17 protein-coding genes are annotated in these 19,535 nt (G+C 52.3%); 7 read left to right on the forward strand and 10 right to left on the reverse strand.

Translation table 11 applies throughout. The features are described 5' to 3' along the window. Positions 1-95: 95 nt before the first annotated feature. From ACT3TF_RS01405 to mtgA, 3 genes are all read left to right on the forward strand, one after another. Positions 96-1,205: an S-(hydroxymethyl)glutathione dehydrogenase/class III alcohol dehydrogenase gene (locus ACT3TF_RS01405; protein ID WP_096278539.1), complete on the forward strand. Its 1,110-nt coding sequence runs from the start codon at positions 96-98 to the stop codon at positions 1,203-1,205. A gap of 85 nt (positions 1,206-1,290) precedes the next feature. Further along, positions 1,291-2,145: an S-formylglutathione hydrolase gene (gene fghA / locus ACT3TF_RS01410; protein ID WP_096278541.1), complete on the forward strand. Its 855-nt coding sequence runs from the start codon at positions 1,291-1,293 to the stop codon at positions 2,143-2,145. Positions 2,146-2,155: 10 nt separating this feature from the next. Continuing rightward, complete coding sequence (gene mtgA, locus ACT3TF_RS01415) at positions 2,156-2,872, forward strand: monofunctional biosynthetic peptidoglycan transglycosylase (RefSeq protein ID WP_096278543.1); 717 nt, start codon at positions 2,156-2,158, stop codon at positions 2,870-2,872. A gap of 11 nt (positions 2,873-2,883) precedes the next feature. Here the strand turns inward: mtgA and ACT3TF_RS01420 are convergent, their stop codons facing one another. Next, on the reverse strand, positions 2,884-3,756 hold the full coding sequence (locus ACT3TF_RS01420; RefSeq protein ID WP_444671564.1) for a DMT family transporter: 873 nt from the start codon (positions 3,754-3,756) through the stop codon (positions 2,884-2,886). A gap of 204 nt (positions 3,757-3,960) precedes the next feature. Here ACT3TF_RS01420 and ACT3TF_RS01425 point away from each other — a divergent pair, with 204 nt between their 5' ends. The 3 genes from ACT3TF_RS01425 (at position 3,961) to ACT3TF_RS01435 (ending at position 7,198) form a co-directional block, all read left to right on the forward strand. After that, the gene (locus ACT3TF_RS01425) at positions 3,961-4,353 is read left to right on the forward strand and encodes a DUF4168 domain-containing protein (protein WP_096278547.1); all 393 of its coding nucleotides are present in this window, start codon (positions 3,961-3,963) and stop codon (positions 4,351-4,353) included. A gap of 204 nt (positions 4,354-4,557) precedes the next feature. Further along, entirely contained in the window at positions 4,558-6,471 is a 1,914-nt protein-coding gene (locus tag ACT3TF_RS01430; protein WP_444671419.1) for a DUF294 nucleotidyltransferase-like domain-containing protein, read from the forward strand. A 1-nt stretch (position 6,472) separates the two neighbouring features. Next, complete coding sequence (locus tag ACT3TF_RS01435) at positions 6,473-7,198, forward strand: 3'-5' exonuclease (protein ID WP_096278551.1); 726 nt, start codon at positions 6,473-6,475, stop codon at positions 7,196-7,198. Between the two features lie 87 nt (positions 7,199-7,285). Here the strand turns inward: ACT3TF_RS01435 and ACT3TF_RS01440 are convergent, their stop codons facing one another. From ACT3TF_RS01440 to ACT3TF_RS01455, 4 genes are all read right to left on the reverse strand, one after another. After that, the gene (locus ACT3TF_RS01440) at positions 7,286-8,926 is read right to left on the reverse strand and encodes a BCCT family transporter (RefSeq protein WP_444671420.1); all 1,641 of its coding nucleotides are present in this window, start codon (positions 8,924-8,926) and stop codon (positions 7,286-7,288) included. A gap of 222 nt (positions 8,927-9,148) precedes the next feature. Beyond that, a complete protein-coding gene (locus ACT3TF_RS01445) occupies positions 9,149-10,024 on the reverse strand; it encodes a glycine betaine ABC transporter substrate-binding protein (protein WP_444671421.1) in 876 nt (291 codons plus the stop codon). A gap of 55 nt (positions 10,025-10,079) precedes the next feature. Beyond that, the gene (locus ACT3TF_RS01450) at positions 10,080-10,910 is read right to left on the reverse strand and encodes an ABC transporter permease (protein WP_096278557.1); all 831 of its coding nucleotides are present in this window, start codon (positions 10,908-10,910) and stop codon (positions 10,080-10,082) included. After that, positions 10,910-12,112: a quaternary amine ABC transporter ATP-binding protein gene (locus ACT3TF_RS01455; RefSeq protein WP_096278559.1), complete on the reverse strand. Its 1,203-nt coding sequence runs from the start codon at positions 12,110-12,112 to the stop codon at positions 10,910-10,912. Before ACT3TF_RS01455 ends, ACT3TF_RS01450 begins: the two co-directional genes overlap by 1 nt. 415 nt (positions 12,113-12,527) lie before the next feature. On the opposite strand from ACT3TF_RS01455, the gene ACT3TF_RS01460 reads away from it, so the two are divergent. Beyond that, positions 12,528-13,046 carry a hypothetical protein gene (locus ACT3TF_RS01460; RefSeq protein WP_444671422.1) on the forward strand — a complete coding sequence of 173 codons (519 nt, stop codon included), beginning with the start codon at positions 12,528-12,530 and terminating at the stop codon, positions 13,044-13,046. A gap of 216 nt (positions 13,047-13,262) precedes the next feature. Here the strand turns inward: ACT3TF_RS01460 and ACT3TF_RS01465 are convergent, their stop codons facing one another. The 5 genes from ACT3TF_RS01465 to ACT3TF_RS01485 all read right to left on the reverse strand — a co-directional run bounded on the left by ACT3TF_RS01465 (position 13,263) and on the right by ACT3TF_RS01485 (position 19,354). After that, entirely contained in the window at positions 13,263-14,663 is a 1,401-nt protein-coding gene (locus ACT3TF_RS01465; RefSeq protein WP_096278560.1) for a sigma-54-dependent transcriptional regulator, read from the reverse strand. An 11-nt stretch (positions 14,664-14,674) separates the two neighbouring features. Continuing rightward, the gene (locus tag ACT3TF_RS01470) at positions 14,675-16,120 is read right to left on the reverse strand and encodes a sensor histidine kinase (protein WP_096278563.1); all 1,446 of its coding nucleotides are present in this window, start codon (positions 16,118-16,120) and stop codon (positions 14,675-14,677) included. A 76-nt stretch (positions 16,121-16,196) separates the two neighbouring features. Further along, entirely contained in the window at positions 16,197-17,378 is a 1,182-nt protein-coding gene (locus ACT3TF_RS01475; RefSeq protein WP_444671423.1) for a PQQ-dependent sugar dehydrogenase, read from the reverse strand. A gap of 107 nt (positions 17,379-17,485) precedes the next feature. Then, positions 17,486-18,361 (reverse strand): AEC family transporter, encoded by an 876-nt coding sequence (locus ACT3TF_RS01480; protein ID WP_096278567.1) that lies wholly within the window; start codon positions 18,359-18,361, stop codon positions 17,486-17,488. Between the two features lie 78 nt (positions 18,362-18,439). After that, the gene (locus ACT3TF_RS01485) at positions 18,440-19,354 is read right to left on the reverse strand and encodes a LysR family transcriptional regulator (RefSeq protein WP_096282304.1); all 915 of its coding nucleotides are present in this window, start codon (positions 19,352-19,354) and stop codon (positions 18,440-18,442) included. Between the last annotated feature and the right edge of the window lie 181 nt (positions 19,355-19,535).

A 19,535-nucleotide genomic window follows, 5' to 3' on the forward strand; every position in this document is an offset into this window, starting at 1 on the left:
ATCAAGGCCTCCCAGCTGATCTACACTGCAATCACACCAATTACGTCAAGCAGGCGGGCTTTGTCTGCTGTTGGCGATGCATTAGGAGTTAGTCAATGAAGTCACGCGCAGCTGTTGCATTGGAAGCGGGCAAGCCGCTTGAGCTGGTTGAAATTGATGTACAAGGCCCGAAAGCGGGCGAAGTACTGGTGAAAATGGCTGCGACAAGCGTTTGCCACACCGATGCTTACACGCTTTCGGGTGCTGATCCGGAAGGTAATTTCCCCGCCGTGCTTGGCCACGAAGGTGCCGGCGTGGTTCAAGAAGTTGGCGAGGGCGTTACGAGCCTTAAGCCGGGCGATCATGTTATTCCGCTTTACACCGCCGAGTGCGGCAAGTGTAAATTCTGTTTGTCGGGTAAAACTAACCTGTGTGGCAGCGTACGCGCCACACAGGGTAAAGGCGTAATGCCTGACGGCACCTCGCGTTTTTCGCTAGATGGCAAGATGCTTCATCACTACATGGGCACCTCCACCTTTAGTGAATACACGGTGTTACCCGAGGTCTCTCTGGCGGTGGTATCTAAAGAAGCCCCCATGGATAAAATCTGCCTGCTGGGCTGTGGTGTGACTACTGGCATCGGTGCGGTACTGAATACCGCCAAGGTAGAACCGGGCGCTACGGTGGCGGTCTTTGGCTTGGGTGCTATCGGTTTAGCCGTTATTCAAGGTGCGGTGATGGCTAAAGCCGGGCGTATCATTGCTATTGACGTTAACGCTGACAAGTTTGAGCTGGCCAAGCAGTTTGGCGCCACCGACTGTGTGAATCCTAAAGATTACGCCGATTCTATTCAGCAGGTGATTGTCGATTTGACCGACGGCGGGGTCGACTACTCCTTTGAGTGTATCGGCAACGTCAATGTGATGCGTTCAGCGCTTGAATGCTGCCATAAAGGATGGGGTGAATCGATTGTGATTGGTGTTGCTGGGGCCGGTGAAGAGATCTCCACACGGCCGTTCCAGCTGGTGACGGGGCGTGTCTGGAAAGGTTCTGCCTTTGGTGGCGTTAAAGGTCGTAGTGAGCTGCCCGGTTATGTTGAGCGCTATATGAACGGCGAGATCAATATCGACGACTTTATTACCCACGATATGCCGTTCGAGAAAATCAACGAAGCATTTGATTTACTGCATGCGGGTAAGAGCATTCGTACCGTGTTGCATTACTGAGTATCATTACTGACACTATCGCTAGCATGTCTAAAACGCGGTGGGGGAGACCTCCCGCGTTTGCTGCATTTAGAGGAACCTGCCCATGAGCATGAGTGAAACTTTAGAACTGGTGTCCGCCAACCGTAGTTTCGGTGGCTGGCATAAGCGCTACCGCCACTACTCCCGCGCGCTGGACTGCGACATGATTTTTGCGGTTTACCTACCGCCTCAGGCCGAAAATGATCGTGTGCCTATGCTTTGGTGGCTCTCTGGGCTGACGTGCAATGATGAAAATTTCATGCAGAAGTCGGGCGCTCATCGCGTGGCAGCCGAACTAGGTATTGCTATTGTTTGCCCCGATACCAGCCCACGAGGCACTGATTTGCCCGGCGAACATGAAAGCTACGATTTAGGTTCAGGAGCGGGCTTTTACGTGAATGCAACCGAAGCGCCGTGGAAGCCTCACTATCGTATGTACGATTATTTAGTGGAAGAGCTGCCTTCTGTTGTACGCCAACATTTTCCGGTCAACGGGCGCGAATCGATTAGCGGCCATTCTATGGGTGGGCACGGGGCGCTAATTCTTGCGTTACGTCATCCTGGGCGCTTCCGTTCAGTCTCGGCGTTTTCTCCGATCGTTAATCCGATGAACTGCCCGTGGGGCCAGCAAGCGTTTACCGCCTATTTGGGCGAGGATCAGTCACGCTGGCGTCAGTATGATGCTTGCGAACTTGTGGCTAATGGCGCATCGCGCCAGCGTCTGTTTATCGACCAAGGTGAAGCGGATCAATTCCTGGAAGAGCAGCTGCAGCCAGAGCGTTTAGAGGCCGTTTGCGAGGAGCACGATCATCCTCTAACGCTGCGCCGTCAACCTGGCTATGATCACAGCTACTTCTTCATTGCCTCGTTTATTGAGGACCATCTGCGCTATCATGCAGACCACCTCATGAAGCGTTAAGGATACCTGGATGCTCAATCGCTCGCTGCGTCGTTTCATGCGTCTGCTATGGCGTTTTGTATGGCGCGGCCTGCTAGCGTTTGCGCTCTTATCAGTGGCGATTGTGCTGCTTTTTAGCGTGGTTCCCCCGCCGGGATCAATGGTCATGGTCGAACGCAAAGTGCAGAGTTGGATTAACAGCGAGCCAATTCGCATACAGCGGCAGTGGCGCAGCTGGGGTTCGCTTTCTGCGAATGCCAAGCTGGCCGTTATTGCCGCAGAAGATCAGCGTTTTCCTCATCACGGTGGGTTTGATTTAGTGGAGCTGCGGCGGGCATTGCAGGCTAGCCAAGACGGTGGGCGGCTGCGTGGCGCTAGTACGCTTAGCCAACAAACGGCCAAGAATGTTTTTCTATGGACGGGACGAAGCTGGGCGCGAAAAGGCTTAGAGGCTTGGTTTACGCTGCTGATTGAAACGCTATGGAGCAAGCAGCGTATTCTGGAGGTATATCTTAACGTGGCCGAATGGGATAGCGGTGTGTTTGGCTTAGAGGCGGCTTCTCAGCATTATTTTGGCGTTTCTGGCAACAGCCTTACTGAGCGCCAAGCAAGCCTGCTTGCCGCTATTTTACCCAGTCCTCGTACGCGTAGCGCTGCCCGCCCAGACGCCCAGGTTGAACGGCGCAGCCAGTGGATACGCCAGCAAATGCGTAATTTAGGTGGCCCAGGCTATCTAAATAATCTGTAAATGTTTTGCCGCTATGCCGTCTTGTCTCTGGGTTTTCGCACCACCATGACCACACCGACCAAAGCAATCAGCATGCCTCCCAGCCCTAGCAGTGGGAGGCGTTCGTCAAATAGCCACCACGCTTGAAGCGCCGTGACCGGTGGCACCAGGTAAAAAAGGCTCGCTACCCGCGAGGCTTCGCCCTTTTTTATCAATGCCATGAGCAGCAAAATAGCGGCGACTGAGAGAATCAGCACCAGCCATCCAAGCGTCAGTGCAAAGGTGATGGTCCATTCAACCTCGCGTGTTTCAAACAACAGTGCTCCACATCCCAGCAAAACCCCTGCTGCCAAATATTGAATAACAGCTCCTGACAGCAGCGGCATACTAGTGCAGTAGCGTTTTTGATACAGCGTGCCCACTGAAATACCTATTAAAGCGGTCGTCACACACAGCAGCGCGTTTATGCCGAAGCCATCGAAAAGCGATTCGCCAATCTCAAGCTTACTGCCCAGTACAAAGACGATGCCGATTAACCCCAGCATTAACCCTAGCCATTGGCGTCGAGTAAGCCGTTCGCCTAAGAGCGGCCCCGCAAACGCTGCGGTCAGTAGCGGCTGAAGGCCGACAAGAAGAGCCGCAAGGCCCGCAGGCATGCCTAGACTAATGCCATAAAAAACGCCGCCTAAATAGGCCCCGTGGACCAAGCAACCGGCTATCGCGATATGCACCCATAGCATCGGTGATGATGGCCAGGAAATACGCATCGCCACGACGAGGGGCGTTAGCAGCAACAGCGTTAGGACAAAACGAATCAACAAAAACGTAAAAGGTTCTGCATAGGGAAGGCCGAATTTCGCACCAATGAAGCCAGTACTCCATAGCAGCACAAAAAGAATAGGCATGGCCGCAAGCCCTAACGAGGTTCGGTATTTTTTGTGCAAGCTATTGAAATTAATCACTATAATTTTCCTGAAAAGAAGGGCGTAAGCGCGCATCAGTTACTTATTGTTCTTTTTGTTACTAACTTTTACATCATAAATTGAACCTGCTTGGATACGGCGCGTCACAGTTGGCACATCCATAACGTGTGAATGAGGTTTCTTATTATGCAACGTATAACTGCTCTGTTCTCTGCTGCCCTACTTGCCACTGGTCTGATGACGGCTACTGCCCACGCCCAGCAAGAGCAAGATCCAGCGCAAGATCCGATGGCTACACAGCAAGCAGCGCCAGCCCAGGATTTCTCTGATGATCAGCTCCAGCAGTTTGCCGATGCTTCTCAAGAAATTGCGGTAGTTTCGCAAGAGTACACTCAGCGTCTGCAGGAAGCGGAAGATGAATCATCGCAGCAGGAAGTGCGCACTGAAGCCAACGACCGAATGATTGAAGTGGTCGAAGACAGCGGCCTAGATGTTGATACCTTCAACGCTATCGGTCAATCCATTCAGCAAGATCCAGAGATGATGCAGCGCGTTCAAGAAATGGCCGGTCAATCATAAGGTCGATGAGCAAGATCCGCTGACATTATTTGACTTGATTCGCAAAAATTAATGCCAGTGTGGCCTTTGCCACTTAAAGCCCGGTGCTCTCAGCACCGGGCTTTTTGCTGTTAACTGCTTTTATTATGCGCACAGGGTTTACGTCCAGGGGCCATCCCTACACAATTCACCTTAACTTTTGAACGTTACGCTCTAGGAGATTCCATGGACGTTGAGCTGTTAGAAATACGCCAGCATATGGGGCGGTTCCCGCCTTTCGACGGCCTATCGGATGATCTTCTTGATACCATTGCCGAGCAGGTGGAAGTCAGCTACTTCAAAAATGGCAGCGCTATTTTAGTGCTTAACGAGACGCTCAATGATTTGTGCTATATCCGTAGCGGCGCTGTAGAAGTTTACCGTAGCAAAGGAGAGTTACATAACCGCCTGGGTGAAGGCGATATTTTTGGTCACTTTAGCCTGCTGCGTAATCACAAGGTGCGTTTCCCCGCAGAGGCTATAGAAGATACGTTAATCTATTTTATTCCTGATGTAGTGTTCCAGCGGCTGTGTGAAGAAGACGATCATTTTGCCGACTTTGTAGAGCTTGAGCGACCACGGTTAGAAACGATCGCTGAGCAGCAAAAAAAATCCAACGATATGATGGTCACGCGGATACGCAAGCTGCTTACCCGGAATCCGGTAATGGTTGAAACCTCGACCAGCGTTCAGCTTGCCGCACAGCAGATGAGTGAAGCACAGGCCTCTGCGCTACTCGTCATCAAAGAGGGCATTGGTGATAACCCACGCTTCAGCTTTCAAGATAGCGAAGGTCAAACCTGGCAAATGTGTGGCATTCTGACCGATAGCGATTTTCGTACCCGCGTGGTGGCTGAAGGCCTACCGCCGCAAACGCCAGTAGGCGAGGTGATTTCCTCACGGCTTATCACCGTTCAATCCGACGTTTCTGTCAATGAAGCGATGCTGACGATGCTGCGTAATAACGTGCACCACTTGCCTGTGCTGTATCGTCAGCGACCCGTAGGCGTCGTACATTTATCCGATATTATCCGCTATGAAACACACAGTGGCCTCTATTTGGTTAGCAATATCTTTAACCAGTCAAGCGTGCAGGGGCTTGCCCGTTTAGCGTCGGATGTCAGGGCCTCGTTTGTGCGTATGGTGCAAGAGGGTGCTAACTCTCAGATGGTCGGTAGCGCACTCTCAACGGTTGGGCGTAGTTTTACAAGACGACTGTTGGAAATGGCTGAAGCCGAGCTTGGACCTCCGCCCGTGCCCTATTGCTTTATGGTCAATGGCTCTATGGCGCGCAATGAACAGAGCATTGTCACGGATCAGGATAATGCGCTGATTCTTTCAGATGAGTTTAACCCTGAGCAGCATGATGCATATTTTCTCGCTATGGCAAACATTGTCAGCGATGGCCTAGATGCCTGTGGCTATACCTATTGCAAAGGCGATGTTATGGCCACCAATACGCAATGGCGTCAGCCGCTAAGTGTTTGGAAACGTTACTTCCAAGATTGGATGGCTAATCCAACGCCGGAAAGACTGCTACATAGCTCGATTTTCTTCGATCTGGATAGCTGCTATGGCGAGGATCACTATGTGGAAGCACTGCAAGATCAGATTGCTCTGACGGCGCCCAAATCGCCTCTCTTCTTAGCGGCTATGGCGCGTAATGCGTTAAACCGCACGCCGCCGTTGGGATTTTTTCGCACCTTTGTGATGGAGCAAGACGGTAAGCACAATAACTCCATCAATCTTAAGCGGCGAGGCACGGCGCCGATGGTAGATTTGGTGCGGATACACGCCTTGGCCTGTGGTTCTAAGGCACAAAACTCGTTTCAGCGTTTGAATGACATCAGTCACACGCAGCTATTGGCGACCGGCATGAGCGAAAAGCTGAGCTACGCATTTGAGTTTTTATGCATGTCGCGAATACGCCATCAGATGATTGATCTTCAAGAGGATCGTCTGCCTGATAACAATATCGAGCCAGAAAATGTTGAAGATAGCGAACGTCACACGTTGAAGGATGCTTTCCAAGTGCTCAGTAACGCACAGAAGTTTTTAAAATTCCGCTATCCGATGCCCGCCCAGCGGCAGGGGCGCTAGGATGCATGGAATACGCCCACGCCAAAAAATAACGCAGGCCGACTGGGCAGGTTATATGGCTCAGCGGCTGGAGAAAGCACGTAATCCAGCCATTCAAAATTTTTTTGGTACGTTACTTCCAGATCCTGAAACGCCTATTTCGCAGGTGCCTATGGTGGCGCTGGATATGGAAACCACTGGGCTTGATGAGCGGCGGCACGCGATCGTAAGTGTCGGCATTGTGCCGTTTACGCTAGACCGTATAAAACTCGCCGAACGGCGCTATTGGGTCGTTAACCCTTCGCGCCCATTGGCAGAAGCGTCCATTGCCTATCATCATATTACCCACTCCGAAATTGCGCAGGCACCGGACTTAGAGGCAATACTCGACGAGCTATTGATGCAGCTAGCCGGGCGCTTAGTCGTGGTGCATTTTCGCAATATTGAGCGACCCTTCTTAGATGCGGCCGTTAATGCGCGGCGAGGGGAAGGGGTGCTGTTTCCAATGATTGATACGATGTCTCTGGAAGCTAGGCTACACCGTCAAACGCTATGGGCCCGTTTTCGTCGCTGGCTGGGCCGCCCACCGGTTTCGATACGCCTGAATGCTAGCCGTGAGCGCTATGGGCTGCCTGTTTATCAAGGGCACCATGCGCTGGTGGATGCCTTGGCGACGGCAGAGTTGCTGCAGGCACAGATTGCTACTCACTATCGACCGGAAACGCCATTGAAAGATCTATGGTGCTGAGCGCATAAGATTGAAAGGCTAGAAAGCAAAACGGGCAACCCAGAGGGTTGCCCGTTTGCATTGCAGCGATAGTACTTAAGACAGTTCTTAGACCGCTTTAGGTTCGCTCATTAATCCTTTGATGATGGCATAACACGCCACCAGCAGGATAATAGTGAACGGGAAGCCGGTAGATACTGCCATGGTTTGCAGAGCGGTTAAGCCACCGCCTAGCAGCAGAGCAATCGCAATAGCGCCCTCAATGATCGCCCAGAACACGCGCTGAGGCGTGGGTGCATCTACTTTGCCGCCCGCTGTGATTGAGTCAATCACAAGAGAGCCTGAGTCGGATGAGGTCACAAAGAAGATAATCACCAGCAAAATAGCGATGAAAGAGGTGATTTGCGACAGCGGCAGCTGCTCCAACATGATAAAGAGCTGTAGATCGACACCTGCATCCCGCACGGCCGTAATACCCTGGCTCACAAATTGGTCAATAGCCGTGCCGCCAAAGGTGGTCATCCAGAGTACCGATACCAGCGAAGGTATTAGCAGCACTGAAATCAAAAACTCACGCACTGTACGGCCGCGTGATACCCGCGCGATAAACATGCCGACGTAAGGGGACCAGGAAATCCACCATGCCCAGTAGAAGGCCGTCCAGCCTTGGCTGAAGTTAGCGTCTTCGCGGCCAAACGGGTTTGACAGCGCTGGTAAGTGAACCGCATAGCTCCACAGGTTCTCAAAGAAGCCAGTTAAAATCAGCAGCGTCGGGCCGACAGCGATGACGAAGACAAGCAGCAGCGCCGCCATGGCGATGTTGATCTTGGAGAGCAGCTGCACACCCTTGTCGACGCCCGCCACAATTGAGCCAATGGCGATAATCGTAATCCCGATAATTAACAGAATCATCGTGACATCGCTTTCAGGCGCGCCGAACAGGTAGCTTAGGCCCGCGGCTGCTTGGCTAGCACCAAGGCCGAGCGAGGTAGCCAAACCAAACAGCGACGCAAATACCGCTAAAATATCGATGACATGACCTGGCCAGCCCCAAACGCGCTCACCCAAAATTGGGTAAAACACTGAGCGCATAGAAAGCGGCAGGCCCTTGTTAAAGGCGAACAGCGCTAGCGACAGTGCCACAATCGCGTAAATCGCCCAGGGGTGTAAGCCCCAGTGATAGATAGTCGCTGCCATGGCGAGCGATGCAGCGGCGGCAGGATCACCTTCGGCACCGCCTAATGGCGCCCAGTCACTGCCACTGAGTGAGGTGCCAAAATGTGTCAGCGGCTCATTGACGCCGAAGAACATCAGGCCAATGCCCATGCCTGCGGCAAACAGCATTGAGAACCAGCCCATGTAGGTGTAATCAGGCTTGGCATCAGCACCGCCAATACGGATTTTACCCAACGGTGAGAAAATCAGGCCAATACAGAGAATGACGAATATATTCGCCGCTGACATAAAGAACCACGCTAAATTACCGGTCAGAAAGCCGAAAATAGCGTCATAAATAGGCGCGATAGTGTCTTGTAGCGCCAGTGTTAGTACCACAAACAGCAGGACGACGATCGCCGAAATGCTGAACACCTTTCCATGTAGGTCCAGATTAAGACCCATGGTAGTGGTGGTAATGTTGTCCTGACCGATCACGTAATCCGTGTCGATTAGATTAGCCGCGCCATCTGGAGCGCGTATGCCCTCAGAGCTCGGCTCTTCAGGGGAGCGTTTATCGTCGTGGTTATCCACAGGAGCCTCTCTATGGCGATCAAAAAATAGGGTGTACAGAAACCAAAATGTGGTCGTCAACCAACATCGAATAGCGCATGGTTAGTCGCCCACAATAGCAAATCTGTTAGCAGAGCATTCAACGTATTATGCGTCGCCTTGCATAATAAATAGATTTACAACGACGGCAGAGGGCAAACGTCCTCTGCCGTCGTATCGACAAGCTTGTTTAGCTGTTTAGTCTTAGCTACCTAGCCACTGTTCGACTATGTCTTGGTTGTCTTCAATCCACTGTTTAGCATTTTCGTAAGGATCGCTTCCATCTTCCTGATTTAGCAGCATGACTTCGCCCATCTGCTCTGGTGTCCACTCGAAGGCATCGAGAATTGCATAGGCTTCGGGCATGTCGTCCTTCAGGCCTTGACGAACGACCGTGTGAATCTGCTCCGCACCACCGTAAACGTTTTTCGGATCATCTAGGTATTTAAGGTCAAAGCGCGCGAACATCCAGTGAGGGGTCCAGCCGGTGACAACGATATTTTCTTCGTTGTTGATGGCGCTAGAAAGTGCCGCTGTCATGGTGGCACCACTGCCACTACGCAGGTTCAGCCCAAGGTCATAGGTATCCACAACCTTTTCGGACAGCGCCATCAAGCCTGCACCGGGGTCAATACCGATGATCTCGCCATTAAAACTGTCGGCGTTATCGTTAAGATCAGCAATGGAGTCGATATCGGCGTACTCGGGCACGACGAGGCCCAGCTTAGTGCCGTCGAGATTAGCGCCTAGATCTTCAGTGCTGTCGCCTACGCGTTCCATGTATTCAGAGTGGGTGGTCGGCAGCCAAGCGGCAACGATAGCGTCCGCGTCACCCGTAGAAAGCGCCTGGAACATGGCCGCTGCTGAGAGAGAGGTAAGGTCAACCGCATAGCCCGCTTGTTCAAGCACGGCGGCGATAACGTTGGTGGAAGCAACTTCAGATGACCACTCCACGTAGGCCAGGTTAATCGAGCCTTTGTCTTCTTCGGCTTGCGCCGCGCTGCTAACCGCGATACCGGTTCCGGCTAATAGCGCCAGCGAGGCCATACGGATGCGGAGGTTCAATGTGCGATATTTCATTCACGTTCTCCCTTGGGTATAGATTTATTAATGTGTCGTTCTACTGCTATTTGCACTATTGCCGTGTTTTCCTGAGCGACTGTGTTAAGCGATCAAGCAACATCGCCAGAATCACGACCGCAATACCTGCTTCAAAACCATCACCAGGGCGCAGACGCTGAATGGCGCGCCACACCTCGCTGCCTAGCCCATCTGCACCAATCATCGCGGCAATCACCACCATGGAAAGGGCGAGCATAATGGTCTGGTTAATACCTGCCATCACCGTCGGTAACGAGAGTGGCAGCTGTACTTTGAATAGTTTCTGGCTCCGCGTTGCGCCATAGGCGTCGGCGGCTTCAATCAGCTCTACCGGGACTTGGCGAATACCTAGCGTTGTAAAACGTATCGCTGGCGGCATTGAAAAAATAACGGTCGCGAAAATAGCCGATACCGAGCCAATGCCGAAAAATGGAATCGCGGGAATCAAATACACGAAAGCCGGCATGGTCTGCATAAAATCTAGCGTCGGCATGATGAACCGATAAAGACGGTCCGATAAGGCCGCTGTGATGCCCACCGGTAGCGCAATAATCACGGCAACGAAGGTAGCAAAGACGACCAGAGTGAGCGTCTCAATCATAGGGTTCCACAGCCCCAGATTCCAAATCAACGCTAGGCCAGCAATAGCGCCAATGGCTAAGCGAGGGCCGGCCAGTTTCCAGCATAAGAGCGCAATCAGCGCCAGCAGCGCCCATTCAGGCAGCCACATTAAGCTATCGTTTAAGACATCAATGCCGGTTTGAGTGAAGCGCGAGATGCCCCGGGTTACCGATGAGTATTCGCTGGTCAACCAGGTCAGGCCCGTTTCGATCCAATTACCAAGCGGAATGCGAGGGATATCCATTATTGCTCTCCTGCTCGTGCCAGTTCATCGAGTACCGCGCCTTTTACCACCACGCCCAGCAGCTGCTGTTGCTGGTCAGTAACGGCGATGGGGAAGCTTTTTTCACTGAACATGGCAAACAGGTTATGCAGCGGTTCGTCCATGGGAACTTTGCGGAAATCTTGGGTTAAGTAGGGGATGATGGAGCTGGCACCTTCGTCAATTGCGCGGCTAGCCGCATCAGCCTCTAATAAACCGAGCAAGCGACGGTCACGGTCGACAACATAGATAGAGTCGATGCTATGGTCACGCATACGGTGTAGCGCAGTGCGGGGGCCATCGCTATCGCGAGCGGTCGAGCGCAACGGTCGCATAGCACTTTCAGCGGTTAATATGCGTGCGCGATCAACGCCTTGGATAAAGCGCCGTACGTAGTCATCTGCCGGCTGGGTGAGGATCTCTTCGGGCGTGCCAATTTGCACGACTTCGCCATCTTTCAGCAGCACGATCCGGTCGCCAATGTTGAGCGCCTCATCGAGATCGTGAGTAATGAATACCGTGGTCTTTTGCATTTTAGACTGCAGCTGCAAAAGCTCTTGCTGCATGTCTTTACGAATCAGCGGGTCGAGTGCCGAGAAGGCTTCGTCCATCAATAGCACCGTCGCATCGTTGGCCAGCGCGCGCGCTAAGCCAACGCGCTGCTGCATGCCGCCAGAAAGCTGATTAGGATAAGCATTTTCCCAGCCTTCAAGGCCAACCTGCTTGAGCGAACGGTGGGCAATTTCATGCCGTTCTGCCTTCTCAACGCCGCGGATCTCTAGGCCAAATTCAGCATTCTGTTGAACGGTACGATGAGGAAAGAGCGCAAAGTTCTGAAACACCATTGAAAAGTGGCGGCGACGGCACTCTAAAAGCGCCTTTTCTTTTAAGGTTGGAATGTTCTCACCGTCGATGATGATCTCACCTTCGGTGGTTTCAATAAGACGGTTGAGACAGCGAATCAGCGTTGATTTGCCAGATCCTGACAGCCCCATGATGACTAGCAGCTCTCCTTCATAGACATCAAAGGAGATATTGGAAAGCCCGAGTGTCTGGCCTGTTTTTTCCAAAATCTCTGGGCGCTTCATGCCTTGGTTGCGAAGCTCAATGGCTTTTTGGGGATGCTTGCCAAAGACTTTACTTAAACCGCGCACTTGAATTTTGACGGGTCGTGTTTGATCCATCGACGATGCCTTTTTGTTGAGCAGAGTAGCCGTGCAGCGTCACTCCGTTTAGACCACATGAATGAGAGGGATCATTGCAATGGAGGCAGCGATACACGCTATTCATAAAAAAAATAAGAGATTCAGCTGAGTGATTTATTATTAATTATTATACATGGGCGGGCTCAATGTGTCACAACGGCCCGTTCAACGCGGCAACTAACGCCACATGTGTCATTTTTTACCCATTTAAATATGAGTGGTAAATAATATAAGCAATGTTTTTTATTTATTAAGATATTGTTTTTAAAGCTATATTTTTTTCACAAAGATAAATGGCACGCGAAGTGTATGGAAGGCATATCAGTAATGTTTCAAGTTAAAGCTGTCTACCGGATAGCGAGCTTTATTAGTTTCAAGATTAGAGGTGGTAATTATGGACAAGCAATGTGACCGCGTTAATAACGATCTGGCTATGACCGATAACCAAACCACTTTAGATCAGCAGTCATCCAAGCGACCTCACTGGATGACCCTATGCATGATGGCAACGGCCGCCAGCGTTATCGTATTGGCTGGCTGTGGAGATAGCGGCGACGACGCAACTGTACCGCCGCCTGCTGAAGAGTCTGCTCCACTTGAGCAAGATACGACGGCTGAGCCCGCCGCTGGAATGAACGAAGAGCCTGCTATGGATATGGAACAGGACCCTGGGTTAAATGACGATCCTGCTGCTCAAGGTTCAATGAATCAGAGTACAGGGGCCGGGGCTGAAGGTTCTATGTCTTCTGAAGATCCTATGTCTACCGACGACACCATGCCCGGAGACACAATGGATGAGCCTGCTGAAGGCACCATGAACCCTGATGAAGATGAGGCGGGGTTCGGTGAAGGCACAGATCCAATGCCTGGTGACAGCAATGCAGACGATGATGAAACATCAAGTAATACGTAAGCTCTGTTTTCAGCTCAGCCTCAAGGATGAGGCCAGCACTTGAACAGGAAGTACCAGTCCCTACGATGATAAGTCGACTCAGCTGTCTGTTCCCTGCGGCTGCTCCACACGATTTATCATCTTTTTCGCCCCCGCGCCCGCGGGGGTTTTTTTTATGTCTCTTTTGTGGTTTTTAGTTTTGTATAGCGATTAACGTTCTGGCTGGCGCCATGCCTGCTATTCTTCGTTGTCTTCTAAGCGTCGGTACAGCGTTCTGCGAGCAATGCCCAGTACTTCGGCCGTGCGACGTTTATTGCCGCCAGTAGCTTCCAATACTTTGTTTATATAGCGTTTTTCAACTTCTTCTAAGCTGGGCCAGCGGGCGGTTGCGGGTGTTGATACCTGGCTTGCCGCGAGCACTTCGCCGCTAAGTGTTGCCACTAGCGGAGCGCTCGCATCAGAAACGGAGTTGACGCGCAGTCGCTCGGGTAGATCTTTATGGCTGAGTGAACCGTCTTCACTCAGCGTCACTGCGCGCATAATGGCGTTTTCTAACTCGCGGACGTTGCCTGGATAGGGGTAGTTAAGAAGGCTGTTGAGTGCTTCCGGCTCAAATTTTTCTATATGCTTACCCTGAGCTTCGGCATGCTTATCGATCAGTGTAAAAATGAGATGCTCAATATCAGTGCCGCGTTCGCGCAGCGGCGGGATGCGTAGCGAGAAAGTCTCTAGGCGGTAAAACAAGTCACTGCGGAAGTTTTCTTGCTCTATTTCTTTGCTTAAGTTGCGGTGCGTCGCTGCAATAATGCGAACATCGACCGGCTCTTCTCGCTCACCACCCACCGGGCGTACGGTTTTTTCTTGCAGTGCGCGCAGTAGCTTGGCTTGAAGGTTAATCGGCATTTCACCAATTTCGTCTAGAAATAGGCTACCACCTTGGGCGCTATGAAATAGGCCTTTACGCGCTTCGTTAGCACCGGTAAACGCGCCCTTAACATGCCCAAAAAATTCGCTTTCCATCAAGTCAGCCGGGATGCTTGCGCAGTTGACCGGTACAAACGGTTGGTCCTTGCGAGGGCTTTCCTGGTGAATAGCGCGGGCCAAAAGCTCTTTACCGGTACCGCTTTCGCCTAAAATCAGAATCGGAGCAGCGCTTTTTGCAAGGCGTGATGCATCGTGAAATAGCGCCTGCATCACCGAGCTCTTGCCCACTATGCCGTGGAAATGACTGATGTTGGTATCGGGGGAGACGGCCAAACGCTGCCTTTCCAATACGCGGAATACCGCATCGCGAATGGCATCAAGATCCAGCGGCTTGGTCAAAAAATCGTCGGCGCCCAGTTTTAGCGCTTCGACGGCTTGGTCAATGGTGCCGAATGCCGTAATGACAATAATACCCAGCTCACTGCCTGCTTGGCGTAGCTGTTGAAGCAGTTGAATGCCGGTCATGCCAGGTAGCCGCACGTCCGTGATGACTAGCGAAACCGTGGTATGGCTCAGTAAGGCAACTGCCTCTTCTGCGCTAGGGACGCCCAGCGTTGTGTAGCCGGCATCCTGCAGCTCTTCTTCTAATAACTCACGTATCGCGGTGTCGTCTTCCACCACTAGCAAAGGTAAAAGGTGTTCCTGATGGGTCACAAATGTTGTCCTCACGCGGATGCGGTTTCACCAAGGGGTAGCGTAATTTCAAATCCAGCGCCGCCAAGAGCACTATCAAATACGCCAATCGTACCGCCGTGGTCGTTAATAATGCGATGTACCATGGAAAGCCCCAAACCGCTGCCTTGGCCAACGGGCTTGGTGGTAAAAAATGGATCGAACACTTTAAGATGATGGGGAGTGGGGATGCCTGGGCCATCATCTTCTACCCATATGATTAGCTCGTGATCGTTCTGTTGGGCGTGTAGGCGAATGCAGCTGACGTCGGGTGCTTGTGCCGCATTGCGCAGTAAATTGGTAAGTACCTGAATAATTTGTTGGCCGTCCGCTAATAAGTTGGGTGTCGGCGATGGTAATTCAATGACCAGACGAATATTGCGTGGCTCTAGTTCATCCTCCACCAAGTCGCTAGCGCTCTTAATAAGTTTATCGAGCGCCTGTCTGCCTTTCTCAACATTATGCTGGCGGCCTAGTTCCATTAGCTGGCGCACGATCTCAACAATACGTTCCACCTCACCGCGAATTCGGCCCAGCCGGGCGCGCTCGTCATCGCCAATCACATCGCGTCGAGCAAGGCGCTGTGCCTGGCCATTAATGACCGTCAGCGGGGCGCCTATCTCATGGGCAACGCCCGCGGCCAGCACGCCTAATTCAGCGAGTTTTTTCGATTTTCGTAAGCGTTTCTCAAGCTCAATTTCGCGCCGCTGACGGTCTTCGATATCGTGATCCTTCCCAGCCATCGCATCCAGCATGCCGTTTAACCCCGATGCAAGGCGGCGATATTCGGTGGGGCCATCTTCGACCGCGCGCTGACTACGATCTCCGCCTTCTACCAGTAGCATAACGTGGAGTAATCGATTAAGGGGGCGCTCTATATAGCGGCGGAACCCCCACCAAATACTGAATACGATTCCCCCTGCACCCACCACAAATACCAACACGGCGACGATGCTAATAAAGCCCGTGTAGGTTTCGATGCCAGTATTAAGCCGGTTGACCTGGAGCACGCCGTACACGGTACCATTTTGGGCGCGTAATGGCGTTAAGGCAGAGTAATAGTTCCAGCCATCGTGCTCACGATAATTGCTATAAAGATCGTCGCGTTCAATGACCTGCTGGATTTCTTCACGGCTAAAAATGTCTTTGCCGAGACCCAGTCCATAAATATCGCGTCCATCGGTATCAAACACATAGGCACCGTAAATGCGGTGGAAAGAGAACGCTGACTGTAGGGCTTCTTCAAGTGATGTATCGCTGCCCGGCGTGATGGAATAGCTAAGTGAGGTGCTTAACGCCCGGGTAATAATTTCGACTTCGGTCTGTAGTTTGGAGCGTACGTTGTCTTCAAGCGACTTAATGGCGACTAAGCTAAAGACCACCAGGATCACAAACAGCGGCACAATCACCGTCAGAATAATTAAATTGCGTAGTCGCATGCGATATCCATGGTGGCCTTAATACTGCGTAGTGACGGGCAGCGTTGCTGGTTCGGCCCGCAAGTGAATGGGATGACTATTGATCGGTTGGCCGCAGGCGATATAAGCCACCCTGCGGGTCATCCGTCAGCACATAGATAGCGTCGTCCGGGCCTTGGCGCACATCTCGGATACGCCCTATCTGGCCTTCTAAAATCAGCTCCTCTTCGATGACGCTGCCGTTCTCTAAGCGCAGGCGCAGCAGTTTTTCGCTGCCTAATCCGCCAGCCAGTAAGCTGCCTTCCCAGTCACCAAACGCAGCACTGGTCACTTCAGCAAGCCCCGCGGGTGCAAAACGGCCTTCAAACACGTAGGCAGGGTCGGTCATGCCGGGCAGTGAGGGTTCACCAATAGGCTCATTCGTGGCGTAGTCATTGCCTTGGCTGACGTTGGGCCAGCCGTAGTTAAGGCCTGCTTCGATATGGTTGAGCTCGTCGCCAGTGCTCGGGCCATGCTCTGAGACCCAGGCTCCGCCGTTGCGCATTACCGTCATGCCCTGAATATTACGATTACCCATAGAGTAGATTTCATCTAGGGTTGCATCATCATCAACAAAGGGGTTGTCATCAGGAACGCCGCCTGTGTCGGTAAGGCGCAAGGTAGAGCCCGCATGGTCATCGCTTGCCTGGGCGCGAGAAGGGTCACTGCCGCGATCGCCGATACTCATTAATAGCGTGCCATCAGGCAGCCATGCTAGACGGGAGCCGTAGTGACGCCCAGGCCCTGAGGCGCGATCTTGTGCAAACAAATGTTCAACCTCACCCAGTTCATTGCCCTGCCATTTAACGCGGGAAAGTGCGGCCCGGCTGTTGCTACCATCGGCCTTGCTCCAGGTAAAGTAAATCCAGTCGTGGGTGCCATCGCCACTAGCCTTTCCAAAATCGGGATGCAGCACGATATCCAATAAGCCACCTTGACCTTGGTTATTCACCTCGGGCATGCCTTCCAGCGTGCTGATGTCACCACTTCCAGGGTCGACTAGCTTCAACTGCCCGCTCCGTTCGCTAACCAAGTAACGGCCATCGGGTAAAAATGCCACGGCCCAAGGGTGTTCAAAACCCTCGGCGATAAGCTCAATCGAAATATTGAGAGGATCGGTTTCCGATGAGCCTTGAATAGTTTCTGCATTCGCTGTGCTAATCATGCTCGCCAGCACTAGTCCACTAACGGCAGGGATTCGTAAGCGGGAGGTTAGACTCGTCTGGCTCACATCATGCATAGCGTGTCCTCTGGTGATGGTGTCAACGCAAATCAACATAATCGGTATGTCTAGCAGTGACTCTTCTTCAGTGCGGGGGTTCCGCTAAGCAGGCTTAAATGACCAGCTTACATGAGCAAGGCGAGTAGTACCGGCAGATAAATAAGCGCGAGTAGCGTAGAGCAAAAGACGAGGCTTGCCACATAAGCGGGTTCACGCTGGGCGCGCTGAGCAAATAGATAGTTGAACACCGCCACGGGCATGCACATCTGCACCACTAAAATGCTTTGTGCCAGCGGTGGTAGGCCGACCCAGCCGGCGATAAACCAAGCGGCTGCAGCGGCGAGCGGCACGCGCACCAGGCTAAAGCCCAAACCTGAACGTAGGTTTTTAACCTGAATGCTGGCCAGTGACACGCCCAGCGTAATCAGCATAAGCGGTACCGTGAACCCTGACATTAAGTCCACCGTGTTTGCCAGCCATGGCGGCAGTGAGGTGCCGGTCAGTAGCAGCGCCATAGAAATGATAATGGCGTAGACAGTGGGTGTCTTGATAAGGGTTTTGAACGGATTGCCCTGGCTATTAAGCGCAGCGCCTAGAGTAAACTGAAACAGTGACACGGTGACCATGACCGTGATGCCGTAAGCAAACCCTGCACTACCAAAGGCATAAAGCACTACGGGTAAACCCATATTGCCAGTATTGGGGTACATCATGGGAGAAAGCAATACGCGCCAGTTCCGGCGCAATAGTTTTGCTACCAGAAAGGTGGCCGCTCCCATGGTGATGATCACCAGCGCTGAGGCCAGCATTGTTTGGCCAAACGTAGCAGCATCAATGTCAGCACCCGCCAGCGAGGCTAGTACTAGCGATGGTGTGCCGATGTTAAACACTAGCCGGGTGATGAAGTCGACCGGGTAGGGCTGGCCTAAACGTATCCATAGAAAGCCAAGTCCTGCACCGGCTAGTACGGGCGCCATAACGGCAAAAAGTTCGGCAAGCATTTACGGTCCTTGGCAGTCGTCAGCTAGCTATTGTCGTTAATCAGTGGACTAGCTGGCAAGGCAAACACGCCAATGACATTAAATCGCGGCGGCGGAGGCTTTCCATTGTAGCGGTATCTGGCTACGCAAAAATGCTAGCAGTGCGTGGGTACGTCGCGTTTGATGACCGTACGCGTAAAGCAACGTAATGGGCAGCGGCACTGGTTCCCAGCCCGGCAGACAGTTAATCAGCTCGCCAGGATGATGCTGTTCACGCTTTTCGGTTAACCAGTGAGATAAAAGACCAATGCCCTGGCTACGCGCGATGGCATCAATGTGAAGACTCGTGAGGTCTACCTTTAGTCGCGAGCGAGGCGGGTGAAATGTATATTCGCCATGTTCAGGGTGAGCAAGCATTAACCCATCTGAGGTCGACCCTAGCAAATCTATCCATGCATGCTGGTTAAGTTCATCGGGACGTTGGGGTATGCCAGCGTTAGCTAAATACTGAGGGCTGGCATAAAGGCCTCGGCTTAAGTGCCCCAAATGCTCCTGATTTAGCCCGCACTCATGGGTTGGCCCGAGCCAGACATGCACGCGATTGCTGTCCATTTTCGTGGGTGGCGTCTCGCGGGTATGCAGCGTCAATTTTACTTTTGGATGACGATTTAAAAAGGTATGCATGGCGCTTGCCAGCCAGCTGCGGGCCAGCGCCCCGTGCACTTCTAGGGTCACTTCGCCGCTAATTTCCTCACGCAGCTCCGCAAGCGCTTCCTGACTGTGGGCAGCCATGGCCAGAAGCTCGGTGCAGTAGGTATGAAACAGCAGCCCGGCCTCTGTTGGAATTAGGCGGTTTGCTTGGCGCCTCAACAGCGGTTGATTGAGCCGCGCTTCTAGCTGGCTAATTCTACGACTTAAGGTCGACTTGGCTAACCCGAGCTTTTGAGCGCTGCGTGTCAAGCTGCCCGTCGTCATCACATCGGCAAAAGCAGACAGTTCGTGGAAGTCATACATTGTCAGGCCCGCAGCGATTAAGGGTTGTCTATTGTGCCATTTAAAAGATTGAATGCAAATAATTAGCATTCATTATTTAATGAAAGTGCTGCTTGTTATCGCTCTTAAATAAATACACAGCCGCTAATAAAAAGCCCCACCATGAGGTGGGGCGAAGGATCAAATCAGGGTAGTTCGTTAA

It is taken from the genome of Halomonas sp. AOP25-F1-15, from assembly GCF_052378675.1.
GTDB classification, from domain to species: domain Bacteria; phylum Pseudomonadota; class Gammaproteobacteria; order Pseudomonadales; family Halomonadaceae; genus Vreelandella; species Vreelandella casei.